Genomic DNA, 17,397 nt, shown 5'->3' with positions numbered 1-17,397 from the left:
AATTCTCATTGTTTAATAATTGCGCTTTATGACATTTTTTTTCGTCAGGCGTTATTTTGTTGTGGCAAGGCTGTTAATTATTGTGTAATGTTTGCTTCAGACATGACAGCGTTGTCATTCCGTGGGGAATGGTTATGAATACTAAAACGATAATAAAGTTATGGAAGGGAAACGAGATGCGACCATCAACCTTTAAGAAAAGTGTACTAGCTACAAATATTGCTATCCTACTCGGTAGCGCTGTCTCTATCAGCGCTGTTGCGGCGGAAGACGCTGCGGCAACCACAGCTGCGCCAGAAAATATTGAAAAAATTGAAGTCCGTGGTATGCGTGCTTCTATGAAAGCATCGGTTAACGATAAACGTTTCTCTGATGCTGTAGTTGATGCTGTTACCGCTGAAGATATTGGTAAATTTCCTGATGGTGATGTCGGTGAGTCTTTAGGCCGTATTCCTGGTGTTGCTGTAAACCGCCAATTTGGCCAAGGACAGCAAGTGTCAATCCGTGGCGCTTCTAGCCAATTAACAAGTACATTGCTAAATGGTCATGCCGTTGCTTCAACGGGGTGGTTTGATCAACAAGCCATTGACCGTAGCTTTAACTACAGCTTACTGCCACCAGAAATGGTCGGTGGTATTCAAGTTTATAAATCATCTCAAGCCGATATCGCTGAAGGTGGCATCGGTGGAACCGTCGTTGTTGAAACTCGTAAGCCATTAGATTTAGATGCAAACTCAGTCTTCTTGAGTGCAAAAGGCGATTACGGCAGTATCTCTGAAGAAATTGATCCACAAACATCAGGCCTATACAGCTGGAAAACGGAAGATGAAAAATTTGGTTTCTTAGTCGCAGGTTCATTGGATAAAACTCAATACCAGCGCAATGGTATCGAAACCTTGCTGGGTTGGGGGGAAATTGTCCCAACAACATTCCAACAGGATCGTGAACGTACGGCCTTAAATGCGGCGCTCCAATACCGACCAACAGAGAATCTTGAGTTTGGTTTGAATCTGATGAGTCTGCAGCTTGATGCAAACAATGCGAACACGTCAATTTTCCTATTCCCAACTCAACAAGGTGAGAATACTTGTCTTAAGAAAAATGCCGCCGGTGTTTGTACTTTAGTTGAGCATACGGATAAAGGTGGTTTTGCTTGGGCACAGACATGGGCGCGTAAAGCAAGTATGTCCTCTGATACTGTTGACCTGGATTTTGCATATCAAGCAGATGCCTATAAATTAGAAGGCCGTATCGGTAAAACTAAAGCCGAAGGTGGTACAGATCTTACATCTAACTACGGTCAATCTATTGGTAAACCAGAAGATTTTGCTGGTACTTATGACGCGACCGGTGATGTGATTGATATTAACATCGCCAATAACTCGTTTGATGCGGGCGATTTTAATGGTCAGTTAGAAACTGCTGGCTGGGCCCTTAAAAAGCAACCCAATACAGATGAAGAGTCGTTCGCGACCTTTGATATTACCGTTCCCCTCGAACTTGGCGTTATTACCTCAATTAAATCAGGTATTAGCTATGCCGATCACGATGTAACTCAAACGACAGAAGCTGCTCAATCATCAAACATCGTTGCCAAAGATGCCTCTGAATACTATTCAGGCACTATGTCATCAGGCGCAGGTTTCACTTTGCCTAAGCCTATTTTTGATAACATGATTAACGATGCTTATGCTGCAATCGATGGTTTTACTCTCGATAAATCTGGCTATGGTACTTTGCAGGAAAAGAACTTCGCTCTGTATAGCATGGCTACATTTGCGACTGAAGGTGTTCGCGGTAACGTCGGTTTAAGATATATTTCTACTGATGTTGAATCTGATTACTATGCATTTAGCCAAACGGGTACTTATGCCGATGAGTTAAGCACTGATAAAGCGAGTTATAACGATGTATTACCTAGCGTAAACATTGCATTCGACTTAGCCAGTGATTTAATTTTAAGAGCCTCGGCAGCACAAGTTATTTCTCGTCCAAACTATGCTGATTTATTCGCCACATCTAAATTGCCTGGTTTTAATGATGGGACGCCAGGTAACGAAAAGAAAGTCACAGGTAGCGTAGACCTACAACCCTTTAAAGCTTCTCAAGCTGATTTAAGTATTGAGTGGTATTTCAGTGGTGAAGGTTTATTTGCAGCGACTTACTTTATTAAAGATGTTAGCTCATTTATCTCTACTAGAGAAAAACTGAATCAACAAATTGGCATTGAAGATCCTAACTTAGTTGCAGCGGGTGGTAGCTCATGTGGTGCTGGTGTCTACGACTGTTGGACAGTGAGTGAAAACTATAATGCTAACGGTGGCTCTATCGATGGTATTGAACTTCAGTTACAGGATGGATTCGATAATGGCCTTGGTTACTCTGCTAACTACACCTTTGCTGATGCTTCTTCTCCAGCTGAAAACTATGCAGACCGTGTAGGTGTATTCTCTGATTCATCTAAACACACAGTGAACTTAGTTGGCTATTACGAGATGGATGATTTCTCTGCCCGTGTAGCCTATAACTGGCGCTCTGAATATATGATGCGTGAATTACCAGGTTTCTACGGTAACCGCGAACATCAAGCCTATGGCACAGTAGATTTAAGTGCTAACTATAATGTGACCGATTACTTATCTGTTACCTTTGAAGTGGTTAACTTACTTGAAGAAGACAGCATACAGAAAGGTGTTGCACCAGTGGATGCTGAAGGCGTTATCAGTGAGTTTAAAGATGACTACCCAGTATGGAGCTTTGAAGGTGAAGCCCGCTATAAACTCGGTGTAGCATTACGTTTCTAAAATGATAATGTAAAAATAAAAGCCTAGCACTCGCTAGGCTTTTTATTAAGATTCAAATTTATCTATTAAAAGTAAAATAAATACAGAACGAGTAAGAAATATAAACCTAGCTGTTCATGTTTCTATCTAAAAGGTGGGGCGAGTTATGACAATTAGAAAAATCGCCATTATTGGTGGTGGAACTTCTGGCTGGTTAGCGGCTAATCATTTAGGCCGCGTATTGAAAGATAATCCTGAGCTTTCCATCACCTTGATAGAATCGCCGGACATTCCTATCATTGGTGTCGGTGAAGGGACAGTGCCAGCTATTCGAAGATCATTACAGAGTTTTGGAATTAGTGAGTCAGAGTTCATTCGTTCATGCGATGTCACCTTCAAACAATCAATTAAGTTCGTTAATTGGTTAGATAAATCTCGCCACGGCAAAGGGAATTTTTATCACCATCTTTTTGATATGCCAAATTCCTTAGGTGAGGATTTAACGGCAAGTTGGTTAATGGATAAGAGTGAACATTTTGCGGAATATGTGTCTCCGCAGCATGCTGTTTGTGAAGCCAATAAGGCTCCAAAGCTCATTACTACTCCTGAATATTCAGGCGTGCTTGGTTATGCTTATCATCTCAATGCTGCCAAATTTGCAAAGTTATTAGCGAAGAACGCAGTAGAAAAGTTTAAGGTTGAGCATATCTCTATGACTGTCCGGGATGTTAATTTAACTGCAGATGGCTCAATTGCGTCATTGCTGACTGACAATGGCGTTTTGTCCTTTGATTTCTATATAGATTGCAGTGGTTTTGAATCGATTCTTTTAGCAAAAAAATTAGACGTCCCTTTTATTAATAAATCACACCAGCTTTTTATTGATACGGCATTAGTGGCTCAAGTACCGACACAGCAATCGGATATTATTCCCCCATTTACTCTTGCAACAGCACATCAAGCGGGGTGGATTTGGGATATTGCGCTAACCCAAAGACGCGGCACTGGCTTTGTTTATTCTTCCCAGCATATGGAACATGCTGAGGCTGAGGCTAAATTTGACCGTTATTTAGGCGGTAAGCTTGCGGATATCGTTCATCGAAAAATCCCCATGACAGTAGGCTATCGCCAGCAGTTTTGGGCCAAAAATTGTGTGGCTTTGGGTTTAGCGCAAGGTTTTTTAGAGCCTATCGAAGCCACATCAATACTTTTAACTGATTTTTCAGCACGTTTGCTGGCCGAACGGTTTCCAACGGATAAAGAGGATATCAGTTATTTAGCCAAACGATTTAATGATACTGTTTCCCAAGCATGGGAAAGGGTTGTTGAATTCGCCAAATTACATTATTGCCTATCGGATAGAGCTGACTCTGCATTTTGGCGTGATAACCGAGCCGATGAGACTATCCCAGATTTATTAAAACAGCGGCTTACACTGTGGAAGCAATTTATTCCGATCCCAGAGGATTTCCCATCAAAGTTTGAAGTTTTTAATATGGATAATTACTTGTATGTTCTTTATGGCATGAAGTATCCGACTAAGCAGTCCCATACTCACCCTGATTCGCTGAAAAATGCCAAATTGTATCTTAATGAATTGAGAACCATAACACAGCGAATGGTAGGCGGACTTCCCGAGCACAGGGAGCTTCTGGAAAAAATCAGTCTTTACGGGTTGCAACGGATTTAAAATATCAGAGTTAATGTGTTAATAAAGGAAAATAAAATGAAAACACAATTTGTGCCTCTAAATGACGCTGTACATAAAAATTTAGCTGTAAATGATGTCATTGATTATAGTTGTTTTGAAACTGCCCATATGTTACCCCTTCAGGTGCAGGAGTTTATGTCTGCTGCTACTAGTTTTCCGATTATCTTTACAAAGAATGCGCAAACAGGCGAGTTTATCTCAGTGGCTATAACGGCATTAAAACCTAATAGCAATAAACTGCTACAGAACGGACAGTGGCTATCCCGTTACTTGCCGATCCAAGTGCAGCTATATCCTTTCGGTATGAGCGATACTTCGGAAGGGAAAATTATTTTAGGTATAGATATTAATAATTCGGCAGTGACCGAAAACGGTTCTAATCGATTATTTAATGATGCTGGTGATAAAACTACTTATCTTTCAAAGAAATTAGAACTTGCGGCATTACAGGCTGATTACAGAGTGATGACTAAATATTTTATTGACTTGTTACTTAAGCATAATCTATTGCAGCCTAAAGCTTTGACTGTTACCGGGCTAGATGGTGCTAAAACGAATATTGATGGGATTTATACTGTCGATGAGCAAAAATTACAGCAGCTAGATGATGTGATTTTACTCGATTTTGCGAAGCGCGGTTTTTATTCTGTTATTTATGCTCACCTTTGCTCGCTGAGTTTGATTGATATTGTAATGGATAAATAAGTTATTAAACTAATAATGATGGCGATCCCGAGTACTATCGAGAAAATGCTGAAACTTGTGTGCAGCGAAGAAGGGGAATTAAGTTGCAATAGCTGGCTAGTCCATAATCCTAATACCGAAAATATGGCTGTAAATGATGACGTCTTTATCAAGCTCAACCATAGATTATCTTGGTGATGCTGTTTTCGATAATACACGGACCATGAAATCGCGCCTGCAGTCATACCAAAACATTGGATCATAAATGATGTTGCGACACTTTGGGCTTCTGTAAAACCGAGGCTCGAAAATACCGGAATAAAGATCACTCCACCGCCTGCTCCCGTCGAGTTTGCAAATATCGCTCCTGTGATGCCTAGAAAAACGAACCGACCATATTCTTGGATAAGATCAAATAGCGGATGAAAATGGCTCGCCCAAAATAACCAAGTTCCGCAAAGCAGCAATACCAAGCTGAGGTTTCGGTAGTGCCGATGTAAGCGCACAGCTGCTTGAGTATTGCTAGGGGTTAATGTGTTAAAGGGATCCATCGATAGCTACTGTGATCTTTGTCATGTTATCGCTATGTTACCAATGAAAGACAGCGTTGTCACATGGGCTTGAATAAATAAAGTTGGCAATTTAACTATATGAATAATATGGATTAAGTATATCTTTTCATAAAAAACAACAACAATTGTCAAAAAAATGTAGAAATCATTATCTAGCGTCAATTATCTTGGCCGGTTTTCCGACAATTATCTTGGCCGGTTGATACCGAATTTTAATCGCCCTTACTCAGGGCCGTTTTACGACGATAACTTTCACCTTCGCAGTGAATAATCGTTGCGTGATGAACTAACCGATCGATAGCAGCTATGGTCATCGTTGAGTCATCAAAAAGCTCATCCCATTGGTCGAACGATTTATTCGATGTGATGATCATGCTGTGGCGCTCATATCGATGCGCAATCAGCTCAAAAAGCACACTCGTTTCTTGTTCCGTTTTGCGAACGTAACCAACATCATCGATGATCAATAAACTGTACTTATCAAGCTTTAGAAGCTCATCTTGCAGTCGTAAGTGTTGCTTCGCCTGCTGCAGTTGCTGAACAATAGCTGAGGCCGCAATAAACTTAACTTTGTGACCTTGTTCGATAAGGCCGTAGCCAATGCTGCTTGCGATGTGTGTTTTACCTAAGCCGCTGGCACCAAAAAGTAGGATGTTGCCACCAAGCTTTAACCAGCTTGGTTGATTAATTAAGTCGGCAATAAGATGCTTATTAACACCTTCAACAAGATTAAAATCGAAGTTGCTAAGGTTCTTACCCACGGGTAATTTAGCTTCCTTGAGAAGCCGTTGAAGACGCCTGTCATCACGCGTTGCAAGCTCGATGTGGCATAGCTCAAACAGATATTGCTGAGGGCTCCATTGTTCTTTTATCGCCTTTTTACCCAGCGTGCTCCATTGCTGAACCATGGTCGCGAGCTTTAGCTGCTTGAGCATGATCGGGAGTGAGGCGGTTGAGTTATCCATTTAAGCCCCCAGGTATCATGCTGTTGTAAGAGCTCAAGCTGTGCTGCTTTATCGTCATTTGGGGTGTGTTTGGTTCAATGAACAAAAACTGCTTCTCACACTCTCGGATGGCCGGTAATTGTCGCTGAGTAATTGACGCTGCCACAAAACGCCCTAATTGACGCTCACAGCCACTTTGTTTGGCTAAATGCAGCAGTTTTACCATGTAATAGCTCGCTTTATCCGCTAAAAGGTGTTCGTCGACGTATTTCCAAATGGCCTTGTAATTGTCGTCCGGAAGTAAATCATCACGTAGCTGCGAATTGCGAAACGCCAATGGCTTTTTAACTAGCGCGTCAATTACATGTAAGTAGCTAATACTGCGAGCTCGAGAGCCTTTAGACGCATGCACGCGCTCTAACTCTTGAATTAAATCAGTACCATAGAATAACTCTAGTCGGTTATCGTATAGTCGAACCAATAATCGACTACTAATAAGGCGCGATGGCACACTGTAGGTAACACGCTTTAATGAGATCGTACTTGTGCGTGACACCGTTAGATAATGCTCGGTGTAATTGACGCTCATTAGTCGCGGTAAAGCCTGTAATTGTCGCTGCTCGATTAGGTACTTATCACTGATGCGACGATTACGCCGAGCGACAATATCTGCCACAAATTGCTCATAGGCTTCTCGTGTTTCAAAGTTGTAGCTTCGACGAATTTTTAGCGCTTGTTCTACTTGTGACTTGAGATGTCCATGAGGGCTCTCTATGGCGCCGTTCTCGTGCGCAACACCACGATTGTTGCGGGAGGCCTTAAAGCCATAATGAGTAACTAACTCATTAAAACGCTCAGTTAAGTCGTCATCATTTGAATGGTTTCGATAGGCCGCACTGAGACTATCCGTGCGTACCTCTTTCGGAACACCACCTGCGGTCTTAAACGCTCTCTGCAGGCCATCAGAGAACGCAGCAAAGCTTTCACCACCATAGATGACTTGAGCATATGCCCAGCCACTGGCGGGCATGCGGTAATGGAGGAGCATATGTTTAAGCGGCTCATGCGCAATGGTCACGGGTGACTGAACATGAGTGAAGTCGGTAATACCCAACGCACCGTATTCATGCGTTTGGAGGAACATAACGTCCTTACTTGAGCCGTTGAGAGCTCGCCATTTATGAATGCGACGCTCTAAAGTTCGGCGCGAGCTCGGACTGAATTTATCGGTATGAAACTCACACAGATGATCGAAAATACCGACGGGCATTAAGGTTTCATCATCTTGAAGTAAGGGAACAACAATACTTTCCCAAATAGCTTCAAGTGGATCTTTGCGTGTTCGCCATTGACGCTTATTCGACGTTTGCTGCTCGTTTTGTTTATCGATTCGCCTTGCAGAACGCTCTGAAATACCCGCTTTTGCAGCAGCGATAACTTGGCTATGACGTTTTCTATGTCTCATGTAAATGGTGACCTGTTGATGAGTGATTCGTGTTCCCGGCACAGTGAACTCCTCCGTTCTGCTGTACCGAACCTTATCAGATCAACCGGCCAAGATAATTGTCGCTAGACCGGCCACCGTAATTGTCGCTTAATAGAAATCATGTTCTTTCTTGTGTAATTTAATGATGACAGCGTTGTCATCTGCTTGTGTGATACGTTGTCTGTAAGGTCTACATGTGAGGATGAGGTCTCCTTTTCATGTATTTGGCAGGAGTATTGCTGTCGGGCGGCGATACGTTTGTCTTTGATATTTTGATAGTCTCTCCCCAGAAACTAGCGTTGGCTGGGTACTGTAAAAAGTGCCCAGCCATTTTTTTAGAATGTTTTTACGGTATTACTCAACTGCCTATCTCAGCATTTGAACATTAGCGGCATAGATAAATAAAACTCACTGGTAAAAACCAGATAATAAAAAGAGGCTGCAATTTATGGCGATTTATTTAACGGCTGTGGTGCGTGTTATTGCAACGGGTATGACGAATGGCATTCGCCATGTTTTTTGCTATATCACCCCAAGTGCTTACACGGTCGTTATCACTAAACGAGCTGTTTGCTTATTATCTTTCATCCTTGCATCAGCCGCTGTTTCGATGTCCTCATCTTTTACTGTGTTTGCAGCCGATAACGCCTCCAGTCATTTCGCCGCGGATTCTGGCTCTAACTCTAAGTCTGATCCCATAAAATCTGGCGTTTCTAAGGCTGTTAACACTCAGCCATCAACCTCTAAAACAATCGTCACCACAGCGATACAGCAGACATGGCTACTCAACTTACTTGAAGAAGCATTGCGGCGCTCGGATTCGGGCTATCAAGCGCAAGAAATGTCGACGCAGATGAATCAAAAACGTAAGGTCGAAGAAACCCTAGCAGGGACAGTCGATGTGTTTTGGAGCATGACATCAAAAGAGTTGGAAGAAACTGTGTTACCCGTGCGCATTCCCTTGTTTAAAGGGCTGCTCGGTAATCGGTTATTGATTATCCGCAAAGCGGATGAGATGCGATTTGCCAATGTGAAAACCATGGCGGATTTTAGGCAGTTAAAGGCGGGGCAAAATCGTTATTGGCCCGATGCGACTATTCTAGAAGCCAATGGATTACCCGTGGTTACGAGTTATCAGTACAGCAATTTATACCCCATGTTAGAAGGTGGGCGTTTTGATTATCTCGCCCTCGGCGCCCAGGAGATTGGCGATGAACTCGCAAGCCACCCCGATCCCGCACTTAAGGTTGATAGCCATATCCTGTTGCAATATCGCTCGCCGGCGTATTTCTTTGTGTCCCCTAAGCGTCCCGAACTCGCTGCGGCCATTTTAGCCGGGCTTGAAAGTATGATAAGCGACGGCTCCTTTGATGAGATGTTCAATCGCGAGCTGAAAATTGAGCAGTTGTACCGTGAAGCCAAATTTGATCAAAGGGTCATTATCCGCCTCAATACGCCGGATTTAAGCCCGTTAACGCCAATAGATCGCAAAGAATTATGGTTAGATCTTTTTAGTATGCAAGGTGCAAAATAATGAAAACATTAGCCTTAAAAGTACAAATTGGATTAGCGGCAGCAATTTTTATGATTGTTAGCGTGCTGTTTAGCGCATCTTACTGGTTGGCGAGTGATAAATTAGCCGCCAGTGAAATCGAGTTTGAAAACAATACCGTCGCCAATTTGCAAGTGACTATGGCACAGCCCATTTTTACCTACGACTATGAGCAGATCCGTGCCGTGTTATCTGTGATGCTTAAATCAGCGCAAATTTATCAGATAGTAGTGACGGATCATCGCGGTAAAGTTCTCGCGCAACATCAACAGACCGAAGCCGTGTCGGACAGTGATTTGCTGAAGCGCGACATTCAGTTTTCAGATCAAGGTAATCCTACGGGGCAATTGAGCATCGCTTTTTCAACATTGCCGATGAAAGCCCAATTGTCTGATTTGCTATTAGGTTATTTTCTCCAAGCCTTAATGATCTTAGGTGGCAGCTTAGTCGTGATCTTCATTATTTTGAAGCGGCTCGTCATTAGGCCACTGGCCAATATAGTGCAAGCCATGGAGGAAATTGCCAGCGGTGACGGCGATTTATGCCACAGATTACCGGTTGAGAGTCAGGATGAGATTGGTCAGCTTGCCAAGGCATTTAATGGTTTTGTGGAGCAAATCCACGGCACGATTTCCAAAGTGCACGAAACCTCAGGGCAATTACTGGGCGATGCCAAAGCGCTGGGGTCGCTGTCGCAAACCAATAATGATCGCGTGCAAACCCAACTAAAAGAAACCGAAGCCGCGGTCACGGCGGTAACTCAACTGAGCGCCAGTGCTAATGAAGTCGCCATTAATGCCAAACGCACCGCGGATGCGGCGAGTCAGGCCGATAAAGCGGTCGATGACAGTCAGAGGCAGTTCGATTCTGGATTAGATATTACCCGCAAGTTGGCATCTGAATTAGCCCGCTCTGCACTGTCAGTATCCCAGTTACAGCAAGAAACCCAAAAGATTGATGAAGTTGTTGTAGTCATCAACAGTATTGCCGAGCAAACCAACTTACTGGCGCTTAATGCTGCCATTGAAGCGGCGAGGGCGGGCGAACAGGGGCGCGGTTTTGCTGTGGTGGCCGATGAAGTGCGCACCTTGGCGAGTAGAACTCAACAAGCCACCGGTGAAATCCAGAAAATGATCCAGCAGGTTCAGAGCCGAGTGGCCGAGACTGTCACTGTGATGCAAGCGAGCCAAGCCCTTTCGACTCAGGGCGTAAGCCGCTCGGAAGAAATTAAGCTAGTGCTCACTAAAGTGACTGATTTAGTCTCAAATATCAGTAATATGAACATCGAAGTTTCCCATGCGGCGCAGGAGCAAACCTGCGTCACCGAAGCGATTTCTCGTACGTTAAATGATCTTGCCAATGTCTCAGGTTCAGCATCACTCGATAGCGAGCACTTAGCGCATTCGAGTGAGAGGTTGTTTCACCAAGGGGAAAGACTGCGGACATTAGTAACTTCCTTCAGATTGTAGCCATTTCTGGAGCTAGATAAGGATAATCATGAATAAAACATTTGCCGCGACCGCCATATTGGTCGCACTCGGTTTAACCGCCTGTTCAGATGCGCCTGAGTCTCAGGGAGCAAATCAGGCTGCTAACCCTGTGCAAGCCTCGCCTGCCACTGAGCCTAGCGCCGCTTCAGGTGCATTAACTCAAACTCAATTACAGCAATTGGGCGATACCTTGGCCGTCACTTACCGGGTTGTGACTAATATCCCCGATGATAGCTGCAAAAAAGATCTCGCCGAAGGGCGCTGTTTTGTGGCCGAAATTGATTTTGTGCCGGGGATGGATCTTGCTAGTCGTGACTGGGCGATTTATTTCAGCCAAATGCGCCCTGTGCAATCGGTTCAGAGCGATGAATTTACAATCTCCCACGTAAAGGGCGACTTATATCGCATTGCGCCGACAGCGGCTTTTACCGGTTTTAGCAAAGGTGTGAAAAAGACCCTGCGATTCCGTGGTGAGTTATGGCAATTGTCAGAAACCGATGCCATGCCTAATTACTACTTAGTTGCCGAGCCGTTAGCGCCAGTGTTGATTGCCAGCACTCAGGTGGGACAAGACCCTGAAACCAAATTAGAAGTGCGTCCCTATGTCGAAGGCTATACAGATAGGGTGAAACAATATCGCCGCACTGAGACGGATAAATTACAACCCGCTGATGCAGCAAAGTTATTTGTCAATAATCAAGCTGTGAGTGAAGATGTCGCACTGGCGACCAACGCGATTATTCCTACGCCGCAAAATGTCCAAGTACACGGCGCCGATAAGGCCGTATCTTTAGCTGCGGGTATTAAAGTCGATTATCAAACGCTAGATCCAAAACTGCTGACGCCAGATCAAGTCGCGGCCGCATTAGCGCGTTTAGCCCGTCTTGGTGTGGCTGAAAACGACCAAGGTTTAACTGTTAAATTGCAGCATAGTGTGGGCAATGGGGGCAGCTATCGGCTCGATATCAAAGCGGGTGAAATCAATATCACCGCTGCCGATGCTGCGGGGTTCTCCTATGCACTCGCGTCACTTGCGAGCCTAGTCGATGTGAAGGACTTGCGAGTCAATGCGATGACCATCGAAGATAGCCCGCGGTATCCGTTCCGTGGTATGCATATCGATGTCGCGCGTAATTTCCACAGTAAAGCCTTTGTCCTCGATCTGCTCGATCAAATGGCGGCCTATAAACTCAATAAGTTGCACTTGCATATGGCTGACGATGAAGGTTGGCGCCTCGAAATCGACGGGCTACCTGAACTGACCGACATCGGCAGTCAACGCTGTCACGACCTTGAGGAAAATACCTGCCTGTTACCGCAACTGGGCAGCGGCCCATATGCGGATGCGAGCGTTAATGGTTTCTATACTAAACAAGATTATATCGACATAGTGAAATATGCCGATGCGCGGCAAATTCAAGTTATCCCATCGATGGACATGCCGGGCCACAGCCGTGCGGCAATTAAATCGATGGAGGCGCGCTACCGTAAGTTAATCGCCGAAGGTAAAGTCGCTGAGGCTAAAACCTATCTGCTTTCGGATGCCGATGATAAAACCGTTTATTCCTCGGTGCAGTATTACAACGACAATACGCTTAACGTCTGCATGGAATCGACCTATCAGTTTGTCGATAAAGTAATTGATGAGATTGCGAAATTACACCAAACCGCTGGACAACCATTAACCCGTTATCACATAGGCGCGGATGAAACGGCAGGGGCGTGGAAGCAATCTCCCCAGTGTTTATCTTTTGTGGAAAATAACGATAAGGGCGTGAAATCAATCGACGAATTAGGTGCTTATTTTATTGAGCGCATCTCAAACCAATTGGCAAGTAAGGGTATAGAAGCAGCAGGATGGAGCGATGGCATGAGCCATGTTCGCCCTGAGAATATGCCGGCCAAAGTGCAGTCCAATATTTGGGATGTGATTGCCCACAAAGGTCATTCGCGTGCTAATCAACAAGTGAATTTGGGGTGGGAGGTTGTGCTTTCTAATCCTGAGGTGTTGTACTTTGACTTCCCCTACGAGGCCGATCCTAAGGAGCATGGTTATTACTGGGCGAGCCGCGCGACCAACAGCCATAAAGTCTTTAGCTTTATGCCTGATAATTTAGCCGCTAACGCCGAGCAATGGACCGATATTCAGCATCAGCCATTCGAAGCGGACGACAGGCTAAAACTCGATGAGGCGGGTAACAAAGTCTCGGGTCCGAGGGAAGAAGGCAAAGTCTTTAGTGGCCTTCAAGGGCAACTCTGGAGTGAAACTATTCGCAGTGACGATACTGCCGAGTACATGATTTTTCCTCGTTTGTTGATGCTGGCCGAGCGTGCGTGGCATCAAGCAGCTTGGGAAGTTCCCTATCAATATCAAGGCGCAGTGTATCACCAGGGCTCGGGATTTTTTACCCCAGCGATGCGTGAAGCCCAGGCAAAAGATTGGCAACAACTTGCGAATACCTTAGGCCACAAAGAGTTTATCAAGCTAGATAAAGCGGGGATTGATTATCGCGTACCGACGGTCGGCGCCGAGATCCGTGACGGTAAACTGTTTGCCAATATCGCCTATCCAGGGCTCAAACTCGAATACCGAAGCCTCAATGGCCCATGGCAAGCTTATCAAGCGGGGCTGGCGGTCACTGCACCTATTGAGATCCGCGCCATTGCCGCCGATGGCATTCGCAGGGGCAGAAGTTTAATCGTTAACTAAATCGGTTTTTATATCTGGCTGTATTTTATGAAAAAAATGCAGCCTTTTTCTTTTTCGATTCCAGTGATTTCCTCAATTTAAATTTTGATTAGAAATTGCTTTAAAAAGTAAATGACAACGCTGTCATTTTTACTGTAACATTGAGTTAACTAAAGTTGAGTGCCGTCTTAACGGTTCCACATCAGCAACGATAGCACTGCATTGAGAGATGAAGAGGGGTGTCATGGGGTTAGTCCAGACAAAGGATCAACAACTGTTTATAGGTGTAGATGGCGGCGGCAGTAAGTGCCGGGCCACCATCTACTGCGCAGACGGTACCGTTTTAGGGACAGGTGTTGCTGGACGTGCTAATCCACTGCATGGTCTAACACAAACATTTGAATCTATTCAAGCATCGACTCGCCTGGCGTTGCTGGATGCGGGTATGAATGAGAGCGATAGTCACTTGCTGGTGGCGGGTCTTGGTCTTGCTGGCGTAAATGTCCCTAGGTTATATCAAGACGTGATCAACTGGCAGCATCCTTTTGCGGCCATGTATGTCACTACAGATCTGCATACTGCTTGTATTGGTGCCCACCGAGGTGCCGATGGCGCAGTGATCATCACGGGCACAGGTTCTTGCGGTTATGCCCATGTTGGCGATACCAGTTTGAGTATTGGTGGTTATGGTTTTGCATTGGGTGATAAAGGCAGCGGTGCTTGGCTGGGTTTGAAAGCCGCCGAGCATGTGCTGTTAGCGCTCGATGGTTTTGCCGCGCCGACCCGATTAACCGATATGCTGCTTAATTATTTTAACGTCACAGATGCACTCGGGATTGTCGAAAATCTAGCAGGTAAATCATCAAGTTGCTACGCCGCATTAGCCAGAAGTGTGCTTGATTGCGCCAATGAAGGTGACGCGGTAGCGACGGCTATAGTGCAAGAGGGCGCGGATTATATAAGCGAAATGGCACGTAAGTTATTTCGGCTAAATCCAGTGCGTTTTTCCATGATTGGAGGCCTTGCTGAGCCTTTACAAGCTTGGCTCGGTGCCGATGTGGTTGCCAAAATTTCAGAAACCTTAGCCCCACCCGAACTCGGTGCTATGTATTTCGCCCAGCAAGAATTTAATAAGTCGTTGTCAGTGCAAAAAGGCACTGAAGCCAAATCCTGTATTTGAACCTGAAGGTAAAAGACATGACAAACACTATTATGGAGCAAGAAGCTCGCACCGCACCGCAAAAAATCGCTGGTCAGTTAGAAGCTAACGCTGACATCATGCAACAGTTAGGTGAAAAACTGCGCGCCTTCGATCCCCGTTTCGTCATGATCGTTGGTCGTGGTTCATCGGATCATGCGGGTGTGTTCGCTAAGTACTTATTTGAAATTGAAGCGGGTGTACCGACGTTTGCCGCCGCACCTTCAGTGGCCAGTGTCTACGGTAAGACCTTGAAATTAGAAGGCGGTTTGGTGATTGTGATTTCACAATCTGGCCGTAGCCCTGATATTTTGGCGCAGGCGCGGATGGCAAAAAATGCCGGCGCTTTCTGTGTTGCCTTAGTAAATGATGAAACCGCACCAATTAAAGATATCGTCGATGTAGTTGTACCTTTACGCGCCGGCGAAGAAAAAGCGGTTGCCGCAACTAAGAGTTACCTCGCGACCTTGTCGGCGATTTTACAACTCGCCGCCGCTTGGACTCAAAGCGAATCGCTCGCTAGCGCCGTAGCGTCTTTACCTCAAGCGCTGCAAACTGCGGTGGACGCTGAGCCACAACTCACACCCGAATCCGTTGCCGACGTGAAGAACTTAGTGGTACTCGGCCGTGGTTTAGGTTATGCGGTATCTAAGGAAATTGCGCTTAAGCTAAAAGAAGTGTGTTCAATCCATGCTGAAGCCTTTAGTAGTGCTGAGTTCCTCCACGGTCCTGTGACCTTAGTTGAGAAAAAACTCACTATCGTCGATGTATGCATTGGTGATGAATCCTACGCTAGCCATATCGAACAAATTGAAAATGTGAGTCAACGCGGCGCCGATTTAGTGCATCTGAATCAAACTTCGACCGACATTCACCCCCGTGTGGCGCCGTTAGCCTTATTACAACGTTTCTATATCGACGTGGCTGCGGTTGCGATTGCCCGCGGTATCGACCCTGATCAACCGGCTGGCCTTAAAAAAGTGACCCAAACGCTTTAAGCTGCCGAAATTAAAGACTTAAGTCACTCGTATTATTTATTGAAAGAGGTTTGCGATGAAAATCACCCTGATCGCCGAGCGTATTTTTGATGGTGAATATTTCCATCAAGATGTGCCTGTGACTGTCGAAGACGGGCACATTTTGGCGTTTGATACTGTCTCAGGTGCGAAGGAAATCCGCCAAGCCGGAACGCTGGTGCCAGGTTTTATCGATGTGCAAGTGAACGGTGGCGGCGGGGCGTTATTCAATGCCGATCCGAGTGTGAATTGCATTGAGACTATCGGCCGTGCCCATGCGCGTTTTGGTACGACGGGATTTTTACCTACGCTTATCACCGATGATGTTAGCGTGATGGCCAATGCAGCCGATGCCGTGGCTGAGGCTTTAGTCAAAGGTAGCGCTGGCGTTTTAGGGGTGCATTTTGAAGGGCCACATTTATCTGTGCCTAAAAAAGGCGTGCATCCGCAGGGATTTATTCGCGAAATCACCGAGGCCGAACTCGCGGTATTTTGTCGTCAAGATTTGGGGATTAAAGTTGTCACGCTTGCGCCTGAGAATGTGTCGCCGGAGGTGATCCGCATGCTTGTCGCTTCGGGCGTGAAGGTGTGTTTGGGCCATTCGAATGCCGACTACGATACTGTGATTGCGGCATTAGCGGCAGGCGCGACGGGCTTTACCCATCTTTATAATGCGATGTCACCACTGGGTTCCCGTGAGCCGGGCATGGTTGGCGCGGCGATTGAGAGTGAAACCGCGTGGTGTGGTTTGATTGTCGATGGTCACCATGTGCACCCTGCGGCGGCAAAGGTCGCACTGCGGGCAAAACCGAGGGGCAAGATGATGTTAGTCACAGATGCTATGCCGCCTGTCGGTATGGATGATGAGACTAGCTTCGAGCTCTTTGGTACACAAGTGCTGCGAGTCGGCGACAGATTAAATGCCGTGACAGGTGAGCTGGCGGGCTGTGTGCTCGATATGGCGACTGCGGTCAATAATACCGTCAACTTGTTAGGTTTACCTTTGGCGGAAGCCTTGAGAATGGCGGCGTTATATCCCGCGCAGTTCCTCGGGATTGATCATAAGGCGGGCCGTTTAGCACTGGGGCATAGGGCTGACTTTGTCTTGCTCGATGGGCACAACAAAGTGCAGGCAAACTACATTGCGGGACAGGCGGTCTATTCAGGACCGATTTATGCGGGCTAGGCAATTGGGGCTCGCCCTTAAATTGCGTCTGCAGCAAAGGTAATGTTTAACATCTAGCCCTTGTCGTATTTTGATGACAGGGGCTA

General features: G+C 45.6%; 11 protein-coding genes and 1 pseudogene. 9 read left to right on the top strand and 3 right to left on the bottom strand.

Annotated features, from left to right (window positions below; all coding sequences use genetic code 11):
• The first annotated feature begins 176 nt into the window (after nt 1-176).
• The 3 genes from MJO46_RS07125 (at nt 177) to MJO46_RS07115 (ending at nt 5,199) form a co-directional block, all read left to right on the top strand.
• Nucleotides 177-2,804 (top strand): TonB-dependent receptor, encoded by a 2,628-nt coding sequence (locus MJO46_RS07125; RefSeq protein ID WP_253988720.1) that lies wholly within the window; start codon nt 177-179, stop codon nt 2,802-2,804.
• A 145-nt stretch (nt 2,805-2,949) separates the two neighbouring features.
• Nucleotides 2,950-4,473 (top strand): tryptophan halogenase family protein, encoded by a 1,524-nt coding sequence (locus MJO46_RS07120; protein ID WP_253988719.1) that lies wholly within the window; start codon nt 2,950-2,952, stop codon nt 4,471-4,473.
• A 36-nt stretch (nt 4,474-4,509) separates the two neighbouring features.
• Nucleotides 4,510-5,199, top strand: a complete 690-nt coding sequence (locus MJO46_RS07115) for a SapC family protein (RefSeq protein ID WP_253988718.1) — start codon at nt 4,510-4,512, stop codon at nt 5,197-5,199.
• An 8-nt stretch (nt 5,200-5,207) separates the two neighbouring features.
• Here MJO46_RS07115 and MJO46_RS07110 read toward each other — a convergent pair.
• From MJO46_RS07110 to istA, 3 genes and pseudogenes are all read right to left on the bottom strand, one after another.
• Nucleotides 5,208-5,729: pseudogene (locus MJO46_RS07110) on the bottom strand (TSUP family transporter); the annotation flags it as partial.
• A 233-nt stretch (nt 5,730-5,962) separates the two neighbouring features.
• Nucleotides 5,963-6,715: an IS21-like element helper ATPase IstB gene (gene istB / locus MJO46_RS07105; RefSeq protein WP_253988716.1), complete on the bottom strand. Its 753-nt coding sequence runs from the start codon at nt 6,713-6,715 to the stop codon at nt 5,963-5,965.
• A complete protein-coding gene (gene istA, locus MJO46_RS07100) occupies nt 6,708-8,201 on the bottom strand; it encodes an IS21 family transposase (protein WP_253988715.1) in 1,494 nt (497 codons plus the stop codon). Before istA ends, istB begins: the two co-directional genes overlap by 8 nt.
• Nucleotides 8,202-8,628: 427 nt before the next feature.
• Between istA and MJO46_RS07095 the strand changes: the two genes are divergently transcribed.
• The 6 genes from MJO46_RS07095 (at nt 8,629) to nagA (ending at nt 17,311) form a co-directional block, all read left to right on the top strand.
• Entirely contained in the window at nt 8,629-9,714 is a 1,086-nt protein-coding gene (locus tag MJO46_RS07095; RefSeq protein ID WP_253988714.1) for an ABC transporter substrate-binding protein, read from the top strand.
• The gene (locus MJO46_RS07090) at nt 9,714-11,201 is read left to right on the top strand and encodes a methyl-accepting chemotaxis protein (RefSeq protein WP_253988713.1); all 1,488 of its coding nucleotides are present in this window, start codon (nt 9,714-9,716) and stop codon (nt 11,199-11,201) included. The genes MJO46_RS07095 and MJO46_RS07090 overlap by 1 nt, the downstream gene beginning before the upstream one ends.
• A gap of 28 nt (nt 11,202-11,229) precedes the next feature.
• On the top strand, nt 11,230-13,932 hold the full coding sequence (locus tag MJO46_RS07085) for a family 20 glycosylhydrolase (RefSeq protein ID WP_253988712.1): 2,703 nt from the start codon (nt 11,230-11,232) through the stop codon (nt 13,930-13,932).
• A gap of 223 nt (nt 13,933-14,155) precedes the next feature.
• Nucleotides 14,156-15,091, top strand: coding sequence for an N-acetylglucosamine kinase (gene nagK, locus MJO46_RS07080; protein ID WP_253988711.1), 936 nt, complete (start codon nt 14,156-14,158; stop codon nt 15,089-15,091).
• Between the two features lie 17 nt (nt 15,092-15,108).
• The gene (gene nagB-II, locus MJO46_RS07075) at nt 15,109-16,107 is read left to right on the top strand and encodes a glucosamine-6-phosphate deaminase NagB-II (RefSeq protein ID WP_253988710.1); all 999 of its coding nucleotides are present in this window, start codon (nt 15,109-15,111) and stop codon (nt 16,105-16,107) included.
• A 55-nt stretch (nt 16,108-16,162) separates the two neighbouring features.
• Nucleotides 16,163-17,311 (top strand): N-acetylglucosamine-6-phosphate deacetylase, encoded by a 1,149-nt coding sequence (nagA, locus tag MJO46_RS07070; RefSeq protein ID WP_253988709.1) that lies wholly within the window; start codon nt 16,163-16,165, stop codon nt 17,309-17,311.
• The last annotated feature ends 86 nt before the right edge of the window (nt 17,312-17,397 follow it).

It is taken from the genome of Shewanella sp. KJ2020 (assembly GCF_024197625.1).
Classification (GTDB): domain Bacteria; phylum Pseudomonadota; class Gammaproteobacteria; order Enterobacterales; family Shewanellaceae; genus Shewanella.
This window is presented reverse-complemented; position numbering and strand designations above follow the sequence as displayed.